The organism is Paenarthrobacter sp. E2MeOHC11, assembly GCF_058744955.1.
The window spans coordinates 321,193-337,939 of the sequence record NZ_CP196673.1 but is presented as its reverse complement, the minus strand read 5'-3'; the positions used below and the strand labels follow the sequence as shown (position 1 = coordinate 337,939).

Below are 16,747 nucleotides of genomic sequence, written 5' to 3'. Positions count from 1 at the left end.
GCCTATGGCACGGCGCGGGCGGCGAGGATACGCTGATCGGGCACCCGCCGGTGCAGGGGAATGAATATGGGGGAAGAGGATCAATGAACGCGAAACGCGCCTTGGGCGTCGTCGGTGTCCTGCTTGCGGTGATGGTTGCACTGACCGGTTGCGTCAAGCTCAACATGTCCGTGAAGGTCAACAATGAAAAGAGCGTGGACTACGAGGTTGTCTACGCCATCCAGAAATCCGTGCTGGGCGAGAAGTCCTTCGACGAGTTCATGGAGTCCAATGGCAGTGGCAGCCAGCAGATGGATATCCCCGACGGTGCCACGGTGGTGGACTACGAAGACGAAAAATACAAAGGCAAGCGGATCACCGCGGCCAACCTTGACCCGTCCAAGCTCGCTGAGTCTTCCAGTTCGGAGAACCCCTTCGAGCTGAAGAAGGAAGGGGACTTCTATGTCCTCTCCATGGGCGGAGTGACCGGCGCCGACAGCAGCGACCCCCAGGCTTCCAGCATGGCCAAGTCCATGTTTGACGAAGCCTCCGTCAAGTTCACGTTCCCGGGCAAGGTAGTGGAGGCAAAGGGCGCCACCGTCGATGGCAACACGGCAACGTTCGACATGCTCTCCATTAACGAGACGGTGGTCCAGGCCAAAGCTGAAGCCAACGCGGGCGTGCCGATGTGGATCATCTGGACGCTGGTGGCTTTGCTGGTCATCGCAGCAGCATTAGTGCTGCTGTTCGTGCTGTTGCGCAGGAAGTCCGCGCAACCGGCGCTCGCCGGCGCAGCACCGTATGGACAGCAGAGCAATGCACCCCAACCGGGGCAGGAAACTTACCAGCATCCAGTTCAACAGGATTCCTACCCCCAGCCGCCCTCCCAGGCACCCCGGCAAGATTGGGCCGGGCAGGGTTACACGCCGGGCGCGCCGCCAGCGCAAGGGCCGCATCCGCCCCAGCAGCCCGTTCAGAACCACGACGACGGCCAGTCGCCGCCGCCGCCCACCGCACCGCCGTCGGGCGCCTAGGGGATTGCCGCCGTCGAAAGTTTCGCATAGCGGGACGTGTTCCGGTGGGTTAAATCCCGTCCGTGACGTTCAACTAGACTGAAGAGTAGTGCCTGCCGTCCGCGGCGAGCACTGCCCTTTCGTTTTGCAGGCCTGCCTTGCCGGCCGCTCCCAACTCGTAGCTAAGAACAGTAGATGACTGACACTTTGCCAGGCGCTGCCATCCCGAATCCGCTGGATGAAGCCGCCATCAACGCCGCCGTCGAGGACGCCATTGCCGCAATTTCGGCTGCATCCTCCCTCGAAGAACTCAAGGCTGTCCGCCTCGCCCACACCGGCGAGAAGTCGCCGCTGAGCCTGGCCAACCGTGAAATCGGTGGGCTCGCCAAGGAACACAAGGCTGCGGCCGGCAAGCTCATGGGATCCTCCCGTGGCCGCGTCAACCAGGCGCTCGCAGCCCGCACCGAGGTCCTCGAGGCCGAGAATGACGCCCGTATCCTGGTGGAAGAAACCGTGGATGTGACGGCCGCGCCGCGTCGTCGCCGTGCAGGCGCCCGCCACCCGCTGTCGACTTTGCAGGACCGGGTTTCGGACATCTTTGTTGGCATGGGCTGGGAAATTGCCGAAGGGCCCGAAGTTGAGTCCGAGTGGTTCAACTTCGATGCTTTGAACTTCAAGCCGGACCACCCGGCCCGCGAAATGCAGGACACATTCTTCGTGGAGCCCCCCGAGGCGCACCTGCTCATGCGTACCCACACCTCGCCCGTGCAGGTCCGCTCCATGCTGGAACGTGAAGTTCCCATCTATGTGCTGTGCCCAGGCAAGGTGTTCCGCACCGATGAACTCGATGCCACGCACACGCCTGTCTTCCACCAGTTCGAGGGACTGGCGATCGACAAGGACCTGAGCATGGCGGATCTCCGCGGCACGCTGGAGCACTTCGCCCGGCAGATGTTCGGCGACGAAGCCTCCATCCGCCTGCGCCCCAACTACTTCCCGTTCACGGAGCCTTCCGCCGAACTGGACATCTGGCACCCCGGTGCCAAGGGTGGTCCGCGCTGGATCGAGTGGGGCGGCTGCGGCATGGTCAACCCCAACGTCCTCCGGGCAGCCGGTATCGATCCGGACATCTATTCAGGTTTTGCCTTCGGTATGGGTATTGAGCGCACGCTCATGTTCCGCAACGAGGTCGGCGATATGCGCGACATGATCGAAGGCGACGTACGTTTCAGCGAGCACTTCGGGATGGAGATCTAACAGTGCGTATCCCACTTTCCTGGCTGCGTGAATTCGCGCAGGTACCGGCCGATGCAACGGCCGAAGACGTCATGGCTGACCTGGTCAAGGTTGGCTTTGAAGAAGAAGATGTCCACCGTCCCACGGACGAATTGACGGGTCCTGTTGTGGTGGGCCAGGTTCTGAGCCTGGTCAAGGAACCGCAGACCAACGGCAAGACCATCAACTGGTGCCAGGTCCGCGTGGTCCCTGAAGGCCAGGAGCAGATGCTCACAGGCGAGGGCATTGATCCTTCAGGCGTGCAGGGCATCATCTGCGGTGCCCACAATTTTGTTGAGGGTGACAAAGTGGTTGTCACCCTGCCGGGAGCTGTCCTGCCCGGTAACTTCCAGATCTCGGCGCGCAAGACCTACGGTCACCTTTCCGCGGGCATGATCGCTTCGGTCCGTGAACTGGGCATCGGCGATGACCACGATGGCATCCTTGTCCTGTCCCGCATCGGCCTGGACCCGGAGATCGGCACTGACGCGATGGAGCTCCTGGGTCTCTATGACCAGGCAGCCGAAATCAACGTCACGCCGGACCGCGGGTACGCGTTCTCCATCCGCGGTGTAGCCCGCGAGTACGCCCACGCCACCGGAACCTCGTTCGTGGATCCGGCGTCGAAGGTCAACGCGCCGGACTCCCTTCACGGCGGCTACGGCGTCAAGCTCAACGACGACGCCCCCATCTACGGCAAGCCAGGCTGCGACCGTTTCGTGGCCCGCACGGTCCGGGGCGTGGATGCTTCACGTCCCACGCCGCCGTGGATGTCAGCCCGCCTTCGCCTGGCCGGCGTTCGCTCCATCTCGCTGCCCGTGGACATCTCCAACTACGTGATGCTTGAGCTCGGCCAGCCGAACCACTGCTACGACCTCGACAAGCTCGCGGGCGACATCGTGGTACGCCGTGCAGTGGCGGGGGAGAAGATCACCACCCTTGATGACAAAGAGCGCACGCTCGACGTCGAGGACCTGCTGATCACCGATGACTCCGGCGCTATCGGCATCGCCGGGGTGATGGGCGGTGCGCACACTGAGGTGTCCGACGCCACCACGAACATCCTGGTGGAAGCCGCGCACTTCGATGAAGTGTCGATTGCCCGCTCGCGCCGTCGTCACAAGCTGCCATCCGAGGCATCCAAGCGCTTCGAGCGCGGGGTGGACTGGCACGTAGCCAACATTGCTGCCCAGCGCGTCGTGGACCTCTTGGTGGAGCTCGCCGGTGGCACTGCAGATGAGGCCGGAACCGACGTCGGAACCGCTCCTGACGCCGTCACCATTGACCTGCCGGCAGAGTTCGCCGCAGCCCGTATCGGCATCGATTTCACCGAAGAGCAGATCACCACTTCCCTTGGGGACCTTGGCGCTGTGGTTGAAAAAACCGCCGCCGGTTACAGGGTCACGGCTCCCAGCTGGCGCAATGACCTCGAAACCAAGGAAGACCTGTCCGAGGAAATCGCGCGCCTCGTCGGTTACGACAACATCCCCTCGACTCTTCCGGTGGCCCCTCCGGGCCGTGGCTTGAGCCGCAACCAGCAGCAGAAGCGCCGCGTCGTCCAAGCTCTGGCGGATGCGGGGCTCACCGAGGTGCTGTCCTACCCGTTCGTCTCCAAGGCAGCCAACGACACCTTCGGTGTGGCCGCTGAAGGTGCGGCCCGGCCGGCGTTGAAGCTGGCCAACCCCATCAGCGAGGAACAAGGATTCCTCCGCACGTCCATCCTGCCGGGCCTGATCGAGGTCGCCCGCCGCAACCACTCGCGCGGTTTCCGTGACCTGGCACTATATGAGGCCGGCTCGGTCTTCCTTCCGGGCGAGACGCTGGGCACGGATTCCATTCCGCCGCTTGGCGTGAAGCCCTCGGATGAGGTTCTTGACGCACTGTACGACGGCGTCCCGCACCAGCCGCTGCACATCGCCGCTGTTCTGACCGGACATGATTCACCGGCCGCAGCGACGCACGCGCCGCGGGCCTGGGACTGGGCAGACGCTTTGGATGTTGCCCGTCTGATGGCCGACGTCCTGGGTGTTGAGCTGGTTGTCAGCCAGGGCAGCCACCAAGCGTTCCACCCTGGTCGTGCAGCGCAACTCGCGCTGCGCAACGGCGATGTCGTCGGCTACGCCGGAGAGCTTCACCCCAAGCTCCTGGCTGCGCACGACATGCCGGCACGCTCCGTGGCACTTGAGGTCAACGTGGAGGCACTGTTCGAAGCTGCCGCTGACGTGATCGTGGCCAAGCACATCTCCGGATTCCCCGTAGCGACGCAGGACGTTGCCTTGGTTGTCCCGCAGGATGTGCCGGCAGACCAGGTCCTCTCGGCACTGCGTGAAGGTGCCGGCGAACTCCTCGAAGACGTCGCGTTGTTCGATGTCTACGCGGGTCCCGGCATCGACGAAGGCAAGAAGTCATTGGCGTTCGGCCTTCGCTTCCGTGCTGACGACCGCACGCTGACGGCGGATGAGGCTTCTGAAGCCCGTGCCGCAGCTGTTGCTGTTGCGGCCGAGCGCTTCGGAGCAGTCCAGCGCTAAGCGCCCTGTTCGAGTAAATCCCCGGGACCTGATGGTTCCGGGGATTTTCTTTTTATTGAGATTGAGCTCCCAGCATCTTGACAGACTATTCACATGTGTATGACAGTTTTGTCATGCACATGTGAAGCATGTGTATCACATCCCTCGCACGGTTCATTGAGAGCCGTCCCTTGAAAGGTACCCATGAAGAAGCAGAACGTTGCTTTGCTTGTCGGGGCTGCAGTTATGGCTTTGACGTCCTCGCTTGGTGGAGCCGCAACAGCGTCAGAGCCGACGCCGCAAGTAGCCTCCGCCGAGGTCCAACCTGTATCGCACACAGTGGACCCGTCGCAGACGTCCGGTTCCGCCGCGTCAGCATTGGCAGACAGATACACGATTGCCGCACCGTCCAAGAACGGCGGCGCCTCCACGGACTCAGTCATCGGTGCGGATGGTCGCGTCCGCATCACTAACACCACCGCTGCACCCAACCGCTCCATCGTGCAGATTGAGTTCAACGGCGGCTACATCTGCTCCGGTGCCCTGATTTCCGATGACACCGTGCTGACTGCCGGGCACTGCGTGCATGAGGGTGGCACGGGATCGACAGCTGACTACTCCTGGGGCGTCAAAGTGGCGCCGGGGCGCAATGGATCAACCGATCCCTACGGTACGTGCGGCGCCACACAACTCCTGACGGACCAGCGCTGGATCGACTCGGCGAACACCAACGCCGACTGGGGCGTCATCAAACTCGACTGCACCATCGGCAACACCACGGGCTGGCTTAACTACACCGGTACCACCGCCAGCCTGAATGGCACCAGCACAACGGTGCGCGGCTACCCGGGGGACAAAGCGTTCGGCACCATGTGGTCCATGACCGGCCCCATTGAGAGCACCACCACCGAGAAGGTCTACTACAAGATGGATACCTATGGTGGCCAGAGTGGTGCCCCCGTCTACAACAGCTCCAACACCATCATGGCCATCCACACCAACGGCGGCAGCTCCAACTCGGGTACCCGCATCACACCCACGCTGGCGAACTACCTGACGTCGGTGAAGTAGCCCAGTTGAGTTAACCCACCAACAAGTGTTCCCCACAGCGTCTTCAGGGCTGCGGGGAACACTTGTCAAAGTTTGCCAAGGCTGCAGCTTGCTGGGGCGAAAGTTACAGAGGTGGATGAATGCCTGGAGTACATCGCCGACGAGAAAGCGTCCGAGGAGGATTGGAAGTTACTGGGGGAGCCGTTCCTGAGGGCCCTGCATAAAGCCCAGACAGGGAATCCATAAAGGTTGGCCCGCAACAGAGAACGACGGAGTGAAGCATACAAGGCCGGCGGCGCTGGCACTGCATTCGTCAGCGTAGCCACGGACAGGATTGACTGCTCGTTGGGGCTACGGCAATGGAGATACCCCCAGCCTTTGTGTGTCTGAGGGTATCTCTTTATGGAAGAACGGCCTTCGACAGCCTCCTCACCTACGGAAGTTTCACGAAACTGTCGAGGCGCTCCCATTCATGGGTTTCGTTGTTCAGTACGGTGGTTTGGGCGCCGTTGCCTCTAACCTCCCTGAGCCCGTACTGGTAACCCTGCACTGAATATTCTGACAATTGGCCATCCTGGCCCGTTTGTGGCATGAGTAGGGCGACATACTCTTTACCGGCCTCGACGTCGACGTCGTCGGTGATCTTTGCCCTGATGAACTTTGCATCGGTAGGCTTCGTGCCGCCGTTTAGTTTCAGGATCTTTTCCTGCTGGGCCTTGTTGAGACTGTTCCAGTATTCGTCGTAAGTTACAGTTCCGCCAACCCGCGAATAGTTCACCTGCGCGCCCGGGACAATGTCGCCCTTGTAGGCCTCTCGGACAGTCATTTTCCCCACGGTCTGAGGAAACACATACTGATTGGTGATGGGGCTGAATGTACGTCCACCGCTGATTGACTCGACGTGAATTCGCGCGACGATAGGATACTTGTTGAACCCGTAGAGGGGGTCCGTTGGTTCCCAAATAAAATCAACATCGGTCCCGGCAAGTCGAATCTGGTCGGCTGGAATATTGGCATAGGCGTCGTTGGAGCTTTGTGGAACCGACTGCTGACCGAGCTGACCGGACTCCGTGTTTGTGGAGTTGGGCATGCCCGCTGCGCATGCCGGCAGGTTACCTAGCAGCAGCACTGCCAGGATCATGATGGGTGCTTTTAGTTTGTTCATGGTGTAGGTGTTCCCCCTTGCATTCTGTAGCTGGAGAGGCGTGAGCTGCTGGCCCGCCAGGGGCGAAGCATTGGTCCTGGAGTGGAATCAGTACAGGATGTTGATGGCATCGTTATCTACCCCTGTCACTCGTTGGGCGACACGTCCATAGGCTGTCTGGCACATGATGCTGAAAGGAATGTTGTTGTAGTGGGCAAGTCCGAAAGCGTGACCCATTTCGTGGATGGTAGTCCCGAGAGCTGATTCGTTGCTGGTGCTGGCCAAGCTATACACGGAGTTGTTTATGTGTACCTCTGCATACGTCCAATTGGACGACTCGGGGTAGATTGTGCCGCCGGTGGCGGAGAAAAAGGAGGTCCAGGCTAAGACGTTCATACCTCCACCAAAGTAGGCATCATTGTGTTGATGAAAGTCCATGGTGGAGCCAATATTGCTACCGACGAAGCTGATGTAGATGGGATTACTCCACCCGGGATACATCCAGTTATTTGCTGCACCTTTGATGAGGTGTTCCCAATTGCCGACTCCGGAGGAGTAGTTGAGCCACGCCGTGACGTTGCCAACACCGTTTTGATAGCGGTGGCCGAATGTTGGTGTTGCTGCGTGGGCGCTGGTGGCCGGCAGCATGATCATGATCATTACGACCAAAATTGCCAGCAAGGAATTTCCAGCTCTTACAAATCTTCGGGTGAATTCCAATTTGCCTAAGTGGAAAAGTTCATCCAGGGCTAAGCGTGACTTTTGATTGAGATTCTGCGGGATTTGGTGCATTTGGCCAAGATCGTATTGGGAATCTTTATTGGCAGCGGTAGGGCGGTTTTTCATCATCGGGTCCCCCTGTACATTTAGAACATCATTGTTCCATGTTGCGCACAAGGGTCATCCCTTATGCAATCCGAAGCTACAAGCTCCGGAAGATAGTCGCTTCATCTTTTAGGCTGAGAATGTAGAGCCAACCAGCCCATTTAGTTTCGTTTAGCTGCAGAGTACAGGAGGCGAACCTCCTTGTCAGGAATAAAGTCCAGATTCAAACGGAAACTTCAAAAAGGCATATAAATCAAGGGGTGTTTTAAGACTCAAAATAGATAGTGCAGAAACATTCCTATTCTCGCGTCACGATTCTAGGTTCGATGTCACTTAAGCAAAATCGCGATGAGTATGACCAGGGCCGGCTTTAGGGCTAACGATCGAGCATGTCCGGGAATTTATGACGGCGCCTGCATGAGCGATCGCTCAGGGGAGATGACTAGCACGGAAGGCTGCTGATTGTTCAGCAGGTCGTCGGGTCGCTGGTTCCGAAGGCTGGGCATCGCACGTGTTCGGCATTTCGAATTCCTCGTCGCAGAATGCCCTGCAACGTTTCGTGAGGGAGCCCGATTTGGGCATAGACACGGGGAGATGGCAGAGTCGTTTGAAGCCTGGCTGACGGGGAAAATCCACCCATAGCTGTTGCAACATGTCGCTGGGAACATAGCCGTGAGAGGGGGCATGATGCAAAGCCCAGTGATTGATCTGCGCAGGCTCGATGATGTGCCTGGTGCGGGCATCGACCTCAAAAAGCTCGGGGAACCTGCCCAGGAACGCGCACTCCGTTTCACCAGTGCCAAGGACCGTGAAGAATTCGTCGCTGGCCGCGTGGCCTTGCAGCACTTCGCCGCCTCGCTGCTCTACGTGGATCCTGCCCGGCTCGTCCCCGACTATCACTGCCCGCAGTGCGGCCCCGGCCAGGATCACGGCCGCCCCGGTTTCCTGCTCGACGGCGGTCCCGCGCCACTGTCGCTCAGCGCGTCCCGGGCGTCGGGCTGGCTGCTGTTGGCCGGCGTCGTACGTCCAGCGGAGGGTCTGCGGCTGGGTGTGGACCTTGAAGTGGTCAGCCGGGTTGGCTTCGACGGCTTCGACGACGTCGCCTTGACCGCAGCCGAGAAGGAATTCCTGGTCTCCATCCCGGTGCAGGATCGAGCCATGCAGCGCGCCCGGCTCTGGGCGCGTAAGGAAGCATGGCTGAAGATGACCGGCGAGGGCCTGCGGCGTAACCCGGCTGAGCTGGACGTGTTGGACCTGCCCGGCCTGCGGGATGTCACCGATGCGGAGCTGCCTGAAGGATTAGTCGCCGCTCTGGCCGTTGGCTAGCGCGCTGAAGGCAGCGGCGGAAGCGCAGCCTCGTAGAGCCATGGCCGGAGAATCGACGCAGCATCAAAGCCTGGAATGAACGAATCCGCCGCCTCAATGAACGCGTCCGTGGACACCGAGCTGTGCCGGTTGGTGGCCGTCCAGTGCTGAAGGAAACCAAAGAAGGCCTCGTCCCCAGCTGCCATTCGCACCGCATGAACGGCCAGCGCACCGCGCTTGTAGACACGGTCATCGAACATCAGCTCCGGGCCGGGATCGCCCACCAGCAGATCCTGCGGCCCGGCGTCGAGCCTCTTCCATGCAGCCGTTGCCCGCGCAGCAACAGTCATGGTCCGGGATTCTTCGGACCACAGCCACTCCGCGTAGCAGGCGAAACCTTCGTGGAGCCAGATATCTTTCCAGCTGCTCACGGTCAGCGAGTTCCCAAACCACTGGTGGGACAGTTCGTGGGCGATCAGGCGCTGGGAATCCCAGGAGTCGCGCATATGGTTTCGGCCAAAGATGGAGACGGTCTGGGCTTCCAGGGGGATTTCCAACTCGTCCTCCGTGACAACCGATGTGTAGTCGGTGAACGGGTAGGGGCCGAAGCAGTCCTCGAAGGTCCGCATCATATCCGGCTGGCGTCGCAGGCCTTGAAGAGCATCCACCGCCATTTCGGGGGTGACCGCGACGAACTGCGGCACCCGGTGATGGGTGTCGTCCACGTGCAGGGGAACCTTGGCGTAGCGGCCGATCTGCACCGTAGCGAGGTAGGTGGCCATGGGTTCAGCCTGTTCGTAAACCCACGTCTCACGGCTCGACTTGCGGGAGTGGGACACCAACGTGCCATTGCACACAGGACGGTAGTTGTCGTCTGTGGTGACGGAGATGAGGAAGCTGGACTTGTAGCGGGGATGGTCATTGCAGGGGAACCATGAGGCCGCGCCGTTGGGCTGGCCGGCGACCAATACGCCGTCGTTCAATTCTTCCCAACCGACATCGCCCCAGAGGCCGCGGCGGGGCTGGGGGTTGCCGTCGTAGCGGATCTCAAGCGAGAACTGCTGGCCAGGCTTCAACGGGGACGCCGGAGTGAGAACCAGGTGTTCTGCCCTGTGGCTGAACTTCTGGAGCTTCTTGCCGTCCAGTTGAACTTTGCTGGCCCGCAGGCCCACCAAGTCAAGGACAACCTGCGCCAGAGGTTCCAAGGCTGTGCATCGCAGGACCGCCCTGCCGACCAGCCTGTTGCTGCCCAGCCTGACGTCGAGGTCCAACTCGTACCGGTCCACGCGGTAGCTGGTGCTGCCGTGGTCCAACGTGTAGGGGTCGGCTTCGGTCATGGGGGTGGGGATTGGTACGGTCATGATCCGTCCAATCTACTTGAGGCGCGGCGCTTGTGCAGACGGGCCCACCCACGGGCTCACCGGGTTACCCATCCAGTACGTTCCGGCCGGGACTGTCTCACCGCGCATGACCAACGACGCCGGCCCAACAGTTCCGCCGTTGCCGATGCTGGCTGCGGGGAGGATGACGCCGTGCGGACCCATGGTGGCTCCGTTACCCAGCGTCACGGTGTCCAGGCTCATCACACGGTCGTGGAACAGGTGCGTTTGCACTACGCAGCCGCGGTTGACGGTGGAGTTCTCGCCGAGGGTCACGAGGTCGGCTTCGGGCAGCCAATAGCTTTCGCACCACGTTCCGCGGCCGATCTTGGCGCCGAGACCGCGCAACCACCACACGAGAGCGGGAGTACCGGCGGCAGAGCGGGCGAACCACGGGGCGCTGACCATCTCGATAAAGGTGTCCACTACCTCATTGCGCCAAATGAACGAGCTCCATAGGGGGTGTTCGCCTGAACGGATGGTTCCCACCAGGACCCATTTGGCAACAATGGCGCTGAGCGCTGCTACTGCTCCTGCTGCCAGCATCACCACGCCACCAAGCACCGCCGCAATCCAGTAGCCCCACCCTCGCGCAATCCAGTCCAGGACCAACATCACCCAGACGGCGATGGTGACGGTGAGGATGACCGGCACCAAGCGGCACAGTTCCCACAAAGCCCGTGCAACCTTGAGTTTGAGGGGCGGCCGGAAGGTTCGGGTTTGGTCCGCGTCGACGGCGGTGCGGCGCAACCTGACCGGCGGGCTACCAAGCCACGAGGTTCCGGATTTTGCCTTGGCGGGGGTGGCGGACAGCACGGCGACGAGGGAGTTCTTGGGAACGTTGCGTCCCGCCGCTGTCATGCCCGAGTTGCCCAGGAAAGAGCGTTTTCCGATCTTGGCCGGGCCGATCTTCATCCAACCGCCACCGAGCTCGTAGGAGGCCACCATGGTGTCGTCGGCCAGGAAAGCCCCGTCGCCGATGGTGGTCATCTTGGGAACGAGCAGCACCGTGGAGGCCTCTACGTTCTTGCCAACCTTGGCTCCGAGGAGGCGCAGCCACATGGGCGTGAACAGACTGGCATAGACAGGGAAGAGCAGGTCCCGTGCCATGTCCAGGAGGCGTTCGGTGGCCCAAACCTGCCAACCGATTCGGCTGCGAACCCGGTAGTAGCCCTCCTTGAGGCCCAAACCGAGGAGGCGGGCCACGACCAGGATGAGTACCAGGTTGCCGAAGAACCACACCAAGGCGGCAAGCGGGACGGCCAGCGCAATCTGCGGAAGCGCAGTTTCCAGGGATTCGTGTCCCTGGATGAACGCCAGGACCACCAGGGCGCCCGCGAATGCGGAGATGTAGGGGATCAGGGCCAGCAAAGCCGAAGCGCTGGCAAAGGCGGAGAACCAGAGCCGGTCAACCACTGGCCGCCTGGTGATTGTTTCCGGCCATTCGTGCTTGGCTTTTCCGCGGCGCTCAGCAGGGGAGCCGGCCACAAGGTGTCCTGCTTTCACTTTGCCCAGTACTGCCGATCCTGCATCGACGTGGGCACCCGCGCCGATGGTGGCCCCCGGCATCAACGTGCTTCGAGCACCGACGACTGCACCGGCTCCCACATGGATCTGGCCGATGTGGACGGAGTCACCGTCAACCCACCAGCCCGAAAGGTCCACTTCGGGCTCGATGTTCGCTCCGCTGCCCAAGGACAGGAGACCGGTGACCGGGGGAAGCGAGTGCAGGTGGACGTCCTTGCCGATCTTGGCCCCGAGGGCCCGTGCGTAGTAAGGGACGAAAGGCGCGCTGGCCAGGCCGATGGCGCCCGACAGGTCTTGTATTTGTTCGGCCAGCCACAGTCGCAGATGGGTCTTCCCTGAACGCGGGTAGGTGCCGGGTTGGATCCTGCCCAGCAGCACCTTGGCTGCAACCACTGAGATCGCCATCCGGCCGAGGGGACTGACGAAAATCAGCCATGACGCCGCGATCCACCACCACGAGACGACGGGTGCGGCGGCAAAGCCGGCGAAGTCTGCCAGCAGCCTGTTGGCGGCCATGAGGTAGGTGAGCCAGCGCATGCCCACCAGGATGTGCAAGGGCACGCCCATCAGGACTTGGAAGATCTGCGACTTCAAGGCCGTAGGACGGACGGTCCGCTCAGCAGCCGGACCCGGCGCGCCGCCGTCGGGGAGTGATTGCCGGGCGGTATCGATCAAGGCGCCGACGCGCGGCGTGGCATAGATGTCCGCCACGGTGATGGTGGGGTAACGGACACGAAGGGCAGAAACGAGTTGGGCCGCCGCCAAGGATCCGCCGCCGTAAGCGAAGAAATCGGCGTCGAGGGAGCTCACAGGGCTCCCCAGCACGGACTCCCATTGCTCCACCACCCAACGGGCGTCATCGGGCAGGTTCAGCGGGGCGTTCCCGGCCTCGGTTGCGCCGGCACCGGCCAATGGCCAGGGCAAGGCATGGCGGTCCACTTTTCCGCTGGTCTTGGTGGGGAGCGAATCCACGACGGTCAGCAACGGAATCAAGGCTGCCGGGAGGCTCTCGCCCAGCAGACGGCGGGCCTCGTCCATGGACAAGTCATGGCCGTCAACGGGGGCCAGGTATCCAACAAGGATCTGGTTGCCGGCGGCTGTGGTCTGCACGGCCGCTGTTGCGCCGGCGACACCAGGCAAAGACTGCAGTGCCGCATCCACCTCGCCCAGTTCGATCCGGCGTCCACCGAGTTTGACCTGTTCGTCGGCGCGGCCCATGAAAATCAGGCCTTCGGCTTCGAAGCGCACCAGGTCACCCGAGCGGTAGGCGCGGTCCCATCCGAGGGTTGTCATGGACGCGTACTTCTCGGCATCCTTGGCCGGATCGAGGTAGCGGGCCAGCCCCACACCGCCGATGATCAGTTCGCCGATCCCGCCTTCGGCGACCGGAACCCCTTGCGAATCGACGACGGCGAGGTCCCAGCCGTCCAGCGGCAGCCCGATCCGCACGGGGCCGGGTCCGCCCAGCGGAGCGGCGCAGGCCACGACAGTGGCCTCCGTGGGTCCGTACGTGTTCCACACTTCGCGACCGTCCACGGCGAGCCGCTCGGCCAATTCGGGCGGGCATGCTTCGCCGCCGAAGATCAGCAGGCGGACGTTTTCCAATGCCTCGGCCGGCCATAGGGCAGCAAGGGTGGGCACGGTGGACACCACAGTGATGCCGTGGTTGATCAACCAAGGCCCGAGGTCCATACCGGTTCGAACCAACGATCGTGGTGCCGGGACCAGACAGGCACCATGGCGCCAGGCCAGCCACATTTCTTCGCAGGAAGCATCGAAGGCCACCGAGAGGCCTGCCAAAACACGGTCCTGGGGGCCGATGGGTTCAGCCTGGAGGAAGATCCGGGCTTCTGCATCAACAAATGCCGCAGAGGAGCGGTGTTTGACGGCAACGCCCTTGGGAGTCCCGGTAGATCCGGAAGTGAAGATGATCCAGGAGTCATCATCCAGCCCGGGCTTGGTGGGGGTGGAAACAGGCTCCCGTGCTGCACCGAATGGTTTGACGTCCAGGCCCGCACCGATGACAGCGCCAACGTTGGCTTCGCCGAACACCAGGCGCGCCCGCTCGTCGGGATCGTCGGCATCCACCGGAACATAGGCCGCCCCGGCCATGAGGATGCCCAGGATGGCAATGTAGAGCTCGTTGGTCCCGGACGGGATGCGTACGCCGATTTTGTCACCGCGGCCCAGGCCTGCGGCGTTCAACGTCGCCGCAAACTTACGGACAGCCTTGAGCAGTTCGGTGTAGCTCAAGGACTTGTGGCCATCATCCAACGCCGAAGCCTCGGGGAATGAGGCGCTGGTCTCTTCCAGGATGTCTACGAGGGTCCGCTCGGCGGGTGCTGCGGCGCCGCCCGGCAACTGGGGGCGGTGGGTGGTCAAGGCAGGCGTCTGCCCGGCCCCCACGGGATGTTCTGTGCTCACGGGCCCAGCTTTTCGCAGAAAGGTGAACAAAAGGTGTCGGACGTTTCCTGTACTTCACATTTTGTTGCGTTGCTGTTCGCCTGAAGGTCGCCGGATGTTGGGGAGCCGGGCATGGCTGCTACGGCACCAGCAGGACTTTGCCCGTGGTGAGGCGGCCTTCCAAGTCCCGGTGGGCCTGGGCTGCCTCTGCCAGGGGGTACGTCGCTCCGACCCTGACAGCGAGAGTGCCGTTGGCGGCGGCGTCGAAAATCTCCGCTGAGCGCCAGCGGCGCTCGTGGGTGTTTTGCACGAAATGGGCCATCGTGGGCCTGGTGAGAGTGAGGGAACCCGCGGCGTTCAGGCGCTGGGGATCGAAGGGTGGCACCGGTCCGGAGGCTGCGCCGAAGAGCACCATGGCGCCACGGATGCGCAGGCTCTTCAGGGAATCGTCAAAGGTGTCCTTGCCGACGCCGTCGTACACCACGTTGACGCCGTCACCGTCGGTAAGTTCGCGGACCTTGTCAGCAAATCCGTCGTAGCGGAGTACCTCGTCGGCGCCGGCCAGGGTGGACAGTTGGGCTTTTTCGTCCGAGGACACGGTGGTGATCACACGGGCTCCGCGGGCCTTCAGTAGTTGCGTCAACAGCAGACCAACGCCACCTGCGCCTGCGTGAAGCAGAACGGTGTGGCCGGGCTCCACGCGGAAGGAGGAGTTCATCAGATAGTGGGCTGTAATTCCCTGCAGCGGCAAGGCTGCGGCTGTGTGATCGTCGACGCCGGCGGGAACCGGGAGTGCCTTGCTTGCGTCCACGATGGCGTACTCGGCGTAGGTCCGGGACCCCTCGGCGGTGGCAATCCGATCGCCAACGGAAATGTCCTCCACCCCGTCGCCAACGGCCTCGACGGTGCCGGCTGCTTCGGCGCCCGGGGTGAAGGGGTATTCCACCTTGTAGGCCCCGCTGCGTTGATAAGTCTCAATGAAGTTGACCCCGGCAGCTGCGACCTTGATCAGCAGCTGGCCGGGGCCAGGTGTTGGTGGTTCCACGGATGCATACTCAAGGACGTCAGGTCCTCCGGGCTGCCGTGCAACGATGGCGTGCGTCATGGTGGCTCCTCACTCCGGGGCGGTGGTTTCCGGTGCCCGGTTTCAGATTCCATCCTAGGGAGGTTGGGGCCTCCCGTGTCGAACGCCTAGAAGCGTCCGTGCGTCGACGCCACCGGGCAGTCGAAGCCGCGTCCGGCGGCGAGGCCCACTTCGTTGAGGTAGCTGACCACGATCCCGTAGGACTGCATCAGCGTCGTTTCCGTGTAGGGGATTGAGTGCTTGGCGCAGAATTCACGCACGATTTTCGTGGCCTTGTACAAATGGGGGCGGGCCATGTCCGGGAACAAGTGGTGCTCCACCTGACGGTTGAGCCCACCGAGGAGGAAGTCCATGAAGATGCCACCGGAGATATTGCGCGAGGTCAGGATCTGGCGGTTGAGGAAGTCAACACGGCTGTCCTTGGGGAGGACCGGCATGCCCTTGTGATTGGGCGCGAACGAGGCTCCCATGTAGAAGCCATAGACCATGATTTGCACGCCAAGGAACGCGAATGCCATTCCGATGGGGAGGAAGGTGAAGGCGAGCACTGGAAGAGCCGCGAGCCTTGCCACGAGGATGGGCGTCTCCACCCAGCGGTGGCGTACCTTCTGCTTGCCGAAGACAAAGCGAAGCGAATCGAACTGCAGGCTCAGGCCCAGCAGCGTCAGGAGCGGGAAGAAGAACCAGCCCTGCTTCTTGGTGAGGAACGCCAGGCGTCCCTTGCGCTCGGCAGCCGCGTCCTCGTAGAACACCAGGGCGTTGTTCCGGATATCCGGGTCTTTGGAAATGACATTGGGGTGGTTGTGGTGGGCGCCATGCTTTTGCTCCCACCAGGAGTAGCTGATCCCGGCGACGCCGGTGGCCAGGAGGCGGGCTGACCAGTCGTTGGCGCGGCGTGAGGCGAAGATCTGCTTGTGCCCGGCCTCGTGCGCCAGGAAGCTCAGTTGTGTGCAGAGAATGCCCACAGCTGCGGCGATCAGGAGTTGGTACCAGGATTCGCCGATCAAGGCGAAGCCGAGCCAAGTGCCGGCCATGAGGAGTGCCAGGGCCACGAAGACCCAGATGTAGAAGCCGCTCCGGCGTTCGAGGAGTCCTGCGGCTTTAACGCTCTTGAGGAGCTCTGAATAGCTTTGGACGACGGGATTGGGTTGAATAGCGCGAGCTTTGGGGCGCTCAGCGGTGGACGTGGGTGACATGAATGTGCCCCGTATCGCTAACGGGCAACGCTGCAGCCGACGTTCGGACTGCACGGTCTG

General features: G+C 62.1%; 11 protein-coding genes. 5 read left to right on the top strand and 6 right to left on the bottom strand.

Annotation, left to right across the window (positions count from 1 at the left end; all coding sequences use genetic code 11):
• Positions 1-83: 83 nt before the first annotated feature.
• From ACSSVG_RS01505 to ACSSVG_RS01490, 4 genes are all read left to right on the top strand, one after another.
• Positions 84-1,013, top strand: coding sequence for an LppM family (lipo)protein (locus ACSSVG_RS01505; protein WP_492416925.1), 930 nt, complete (start codon positions 84-86; stop codon positions 1,011-1,013).
• A gap of 174 nt (positions 1,014-1,187) precedes the next feature.
• Positions 1,188-2,249: a phenylalanine--tRNA ligase subunit alpha gene (pheS, locus tag ACSSVG_RS01500; RefSeq protein WP_159707253.1), complete on the top strand. Its 1,062-nt coding sequence runs from the start codon at positions 1,188-1,190 to the stop codon at positions 2,247-2,249.
• 2 nt (positions 2,250-2,251) lie between these two features.
• The gene (gene pheT, locus ACSSVG_RS01495; protein WP_492416923.1) at positions 2,252-4,795 is read left to right on the top strand and encodes a phenylalanine--tRNA ligase subunit beta; all 2,544 of its coding nucleotides are present in this window, start codon (positions 2,252-2,254) and stop codon (positions 4,793-4,795) included.
• A 183-nt stretch (positions 4,796-4,978) separates the two neighbouring features.
• The gene (locus ACSSVG_RS01490) at positions 4,979-5,845 is read left to right on the top strand and encodes a trypsin-like serine peptidase (protein ID WP_231339190.1); all 867 of its coding nucleotides are present in this window, start codon (positions 4,979-4,981) and stop codon (positions 5,843-5,845) included.
• A 412-nt stretch (positions 5,846-6,257) separates the two neighbouring features.
• On the opposite strand, the gene ACSSVG_RS01485 is transcribed toward ACSSVG_RS01490, so the two are convergent.
• Entirely contained in the window at positions 6,258-6,989 is a 732-nt protein-coding gene (locus tag ACSSVG_RS01485; RefSeq protein ID WP_253467659.1) for a hypothetical protein, read from the bottom strand.
• A gap of 87 nt (positions 6,990-7,076) precedes the next feature.
• The gene (locus ACSSVG_RS01480; RefSeq protein WP_231339192.1) at positions 7,077-7,817 is read right to left on the bottom strand and encodes a matrixin family metalloprotease; all 741 of its coding nucleotides are present in this window, start codon (positions 7,815-7,817) and stop codon (positions 7,077-7,079) included.
• A 660-nt stretch (positions 7,818-8,477) separates the two neighbouring features.
• Between ACSSVG_RS01480 and ACSSVG_RS01475 the strand changes: the two genes are divergently transcribed.
• Entirely contained in the window at positions 8,478-9,119 is a 642-nt protein-coding gene (locus ACSSVG_RS01475; RefSeq protein ID WP_492416921.1) for a 4'-phosphopantetheinyl transferase family protein, read from the top strand.
• Here the strand turns inward: ACSSVG_RS01475 and ACSSVG_RS01470 are convergent.
• From ACSSVG_RS01470 to ACSSVG_RS01455, 4 genes are all read right to left on the bottom strand, one after another.
• A complete protein-coding gene (locus ACSSVG_RS01470; protein ID WP_492416919.1) occupies positions 9,116-10,459 on the bottom strand; it encodes a M1 family metallopeptidase in 1,344 nt (447 codons plus the stop codon). The genes ACSSVG_RS01475 and ACSSVG_RS01470 overlap by 4 nt on opposite strands.
• A 12-nt stretch (positions 10,460-10,471) precedes the next feature.
• Positions 10,472-14,428 carry a Pls/PosA family non-ribosomal peptide synthetase gene (locus ACSSVG_RS01465; protein ID WP_492416917.1) on the bottom strand — a complete coding sequence of 1,319 codons (3,957 nt, stop codon included), beginning with the start codon at positions 14,426-14,428 and terminating at the stop codon, positions 10,472-10,474.
• Between the two features lie 118 nt (positions 14,429-14,546).
• On the bottom strand, positions 14,547-15,512 hold the full coding sequence (locus ACSSVG_RS01460) for a quinone oxidoreductase family protein (protein ID WP_492416915.1): 966 nt from the start codon (positions 15,510-15,512) through the stop codon (positions 14,547-14,549).
• An 86-nt stretch (positions 15,513-15,598) separates the two neighbouring features.
• On the bottom strand, positions 15,599-16,687 hold the full coding sequence (locus ACSSVG_RS01455) for a fatty acid desaturase family protein (RefSeq protein WP_231339198.1): 1,089 nt from the start codon (positions 16,685-16,687) through the stop codon (positions 15,599-15,601).
• Between the last annotated feature and the right edge of the window lie 60 nt (positions 16,688-16,747).

What these genes read in the sequence shown, in the direction of transcription:
- ACSSVG_RS01460 (WP_492416915.1), bottom strand. Translation starts at nt 15,512, where the DNA reads ATGACGCACGCCATCGTTGCACGGCAGCCCGGAGGACCTGACGTCCTT.
- ACSSVG_RS01455 (WP_231339198.1), bottom strand. Translation starts at nt 16,687, where the DNA reads ATGTCACCCACGTCCACCGCTGAGCGCCCCAAAGCTCGCGCTATTCAA.
- ACSSVG_RS01485 (WP_253467659.1), bottom strand. Translation starts at nt 6,989, where the DNA reads ATGAACAAACTAAAAGCACCCATCATGATCCTGGCAGTGCTGCTGCTA.
- ACSSVG_RS01490 (WP_231339190.1), top strand. Translation starts at nt 4,979, where the DNA reads ATGAAGAAGCAGAACGTTGCTTTGCTTGTCGGGGCTGCAGTTATGGCT.
- ACSSVG_RS01475 (WP_492416921.1), top strand. Translation starts at nt 8,478, where the DNA reads ATGATGCAAAGCCCAGTGATTGATCTGCGCAGGCTCGATGATGTGCCT.
- ACSSVG_RS01470 (WP_492416919.1), bottom strand. Translation starts at nt 10,459, where the DNA reads ATGACCGTACCAATCCCCACCCCCATGACCGAAGCCGACCCCTACACG.
- ACSSVG_RS01505 (WP_492416925.1), top strand. Translation starts at nt 84, where the DNA reads ATGAACGCGAAACGCGCCTTGGGCGTCGTCGGTGTCCTGCTTGCGGTG.
- ACSSVG_RS01480 (WP_231339192.1), bottom strand. Translation starts at nt 7,817, where the DNA reads ATGATGAAAAACCGCCCTACCGCTGCCAATAAAGATTCCCAATACGAT.
- pheS (WP_159707253.1), top strand. Translation starts at nt 1,188, where the DNA reads ATGACTGACACTTTGCCAGGCGCTGCCATCCCGAATCCGCTGGATGAA.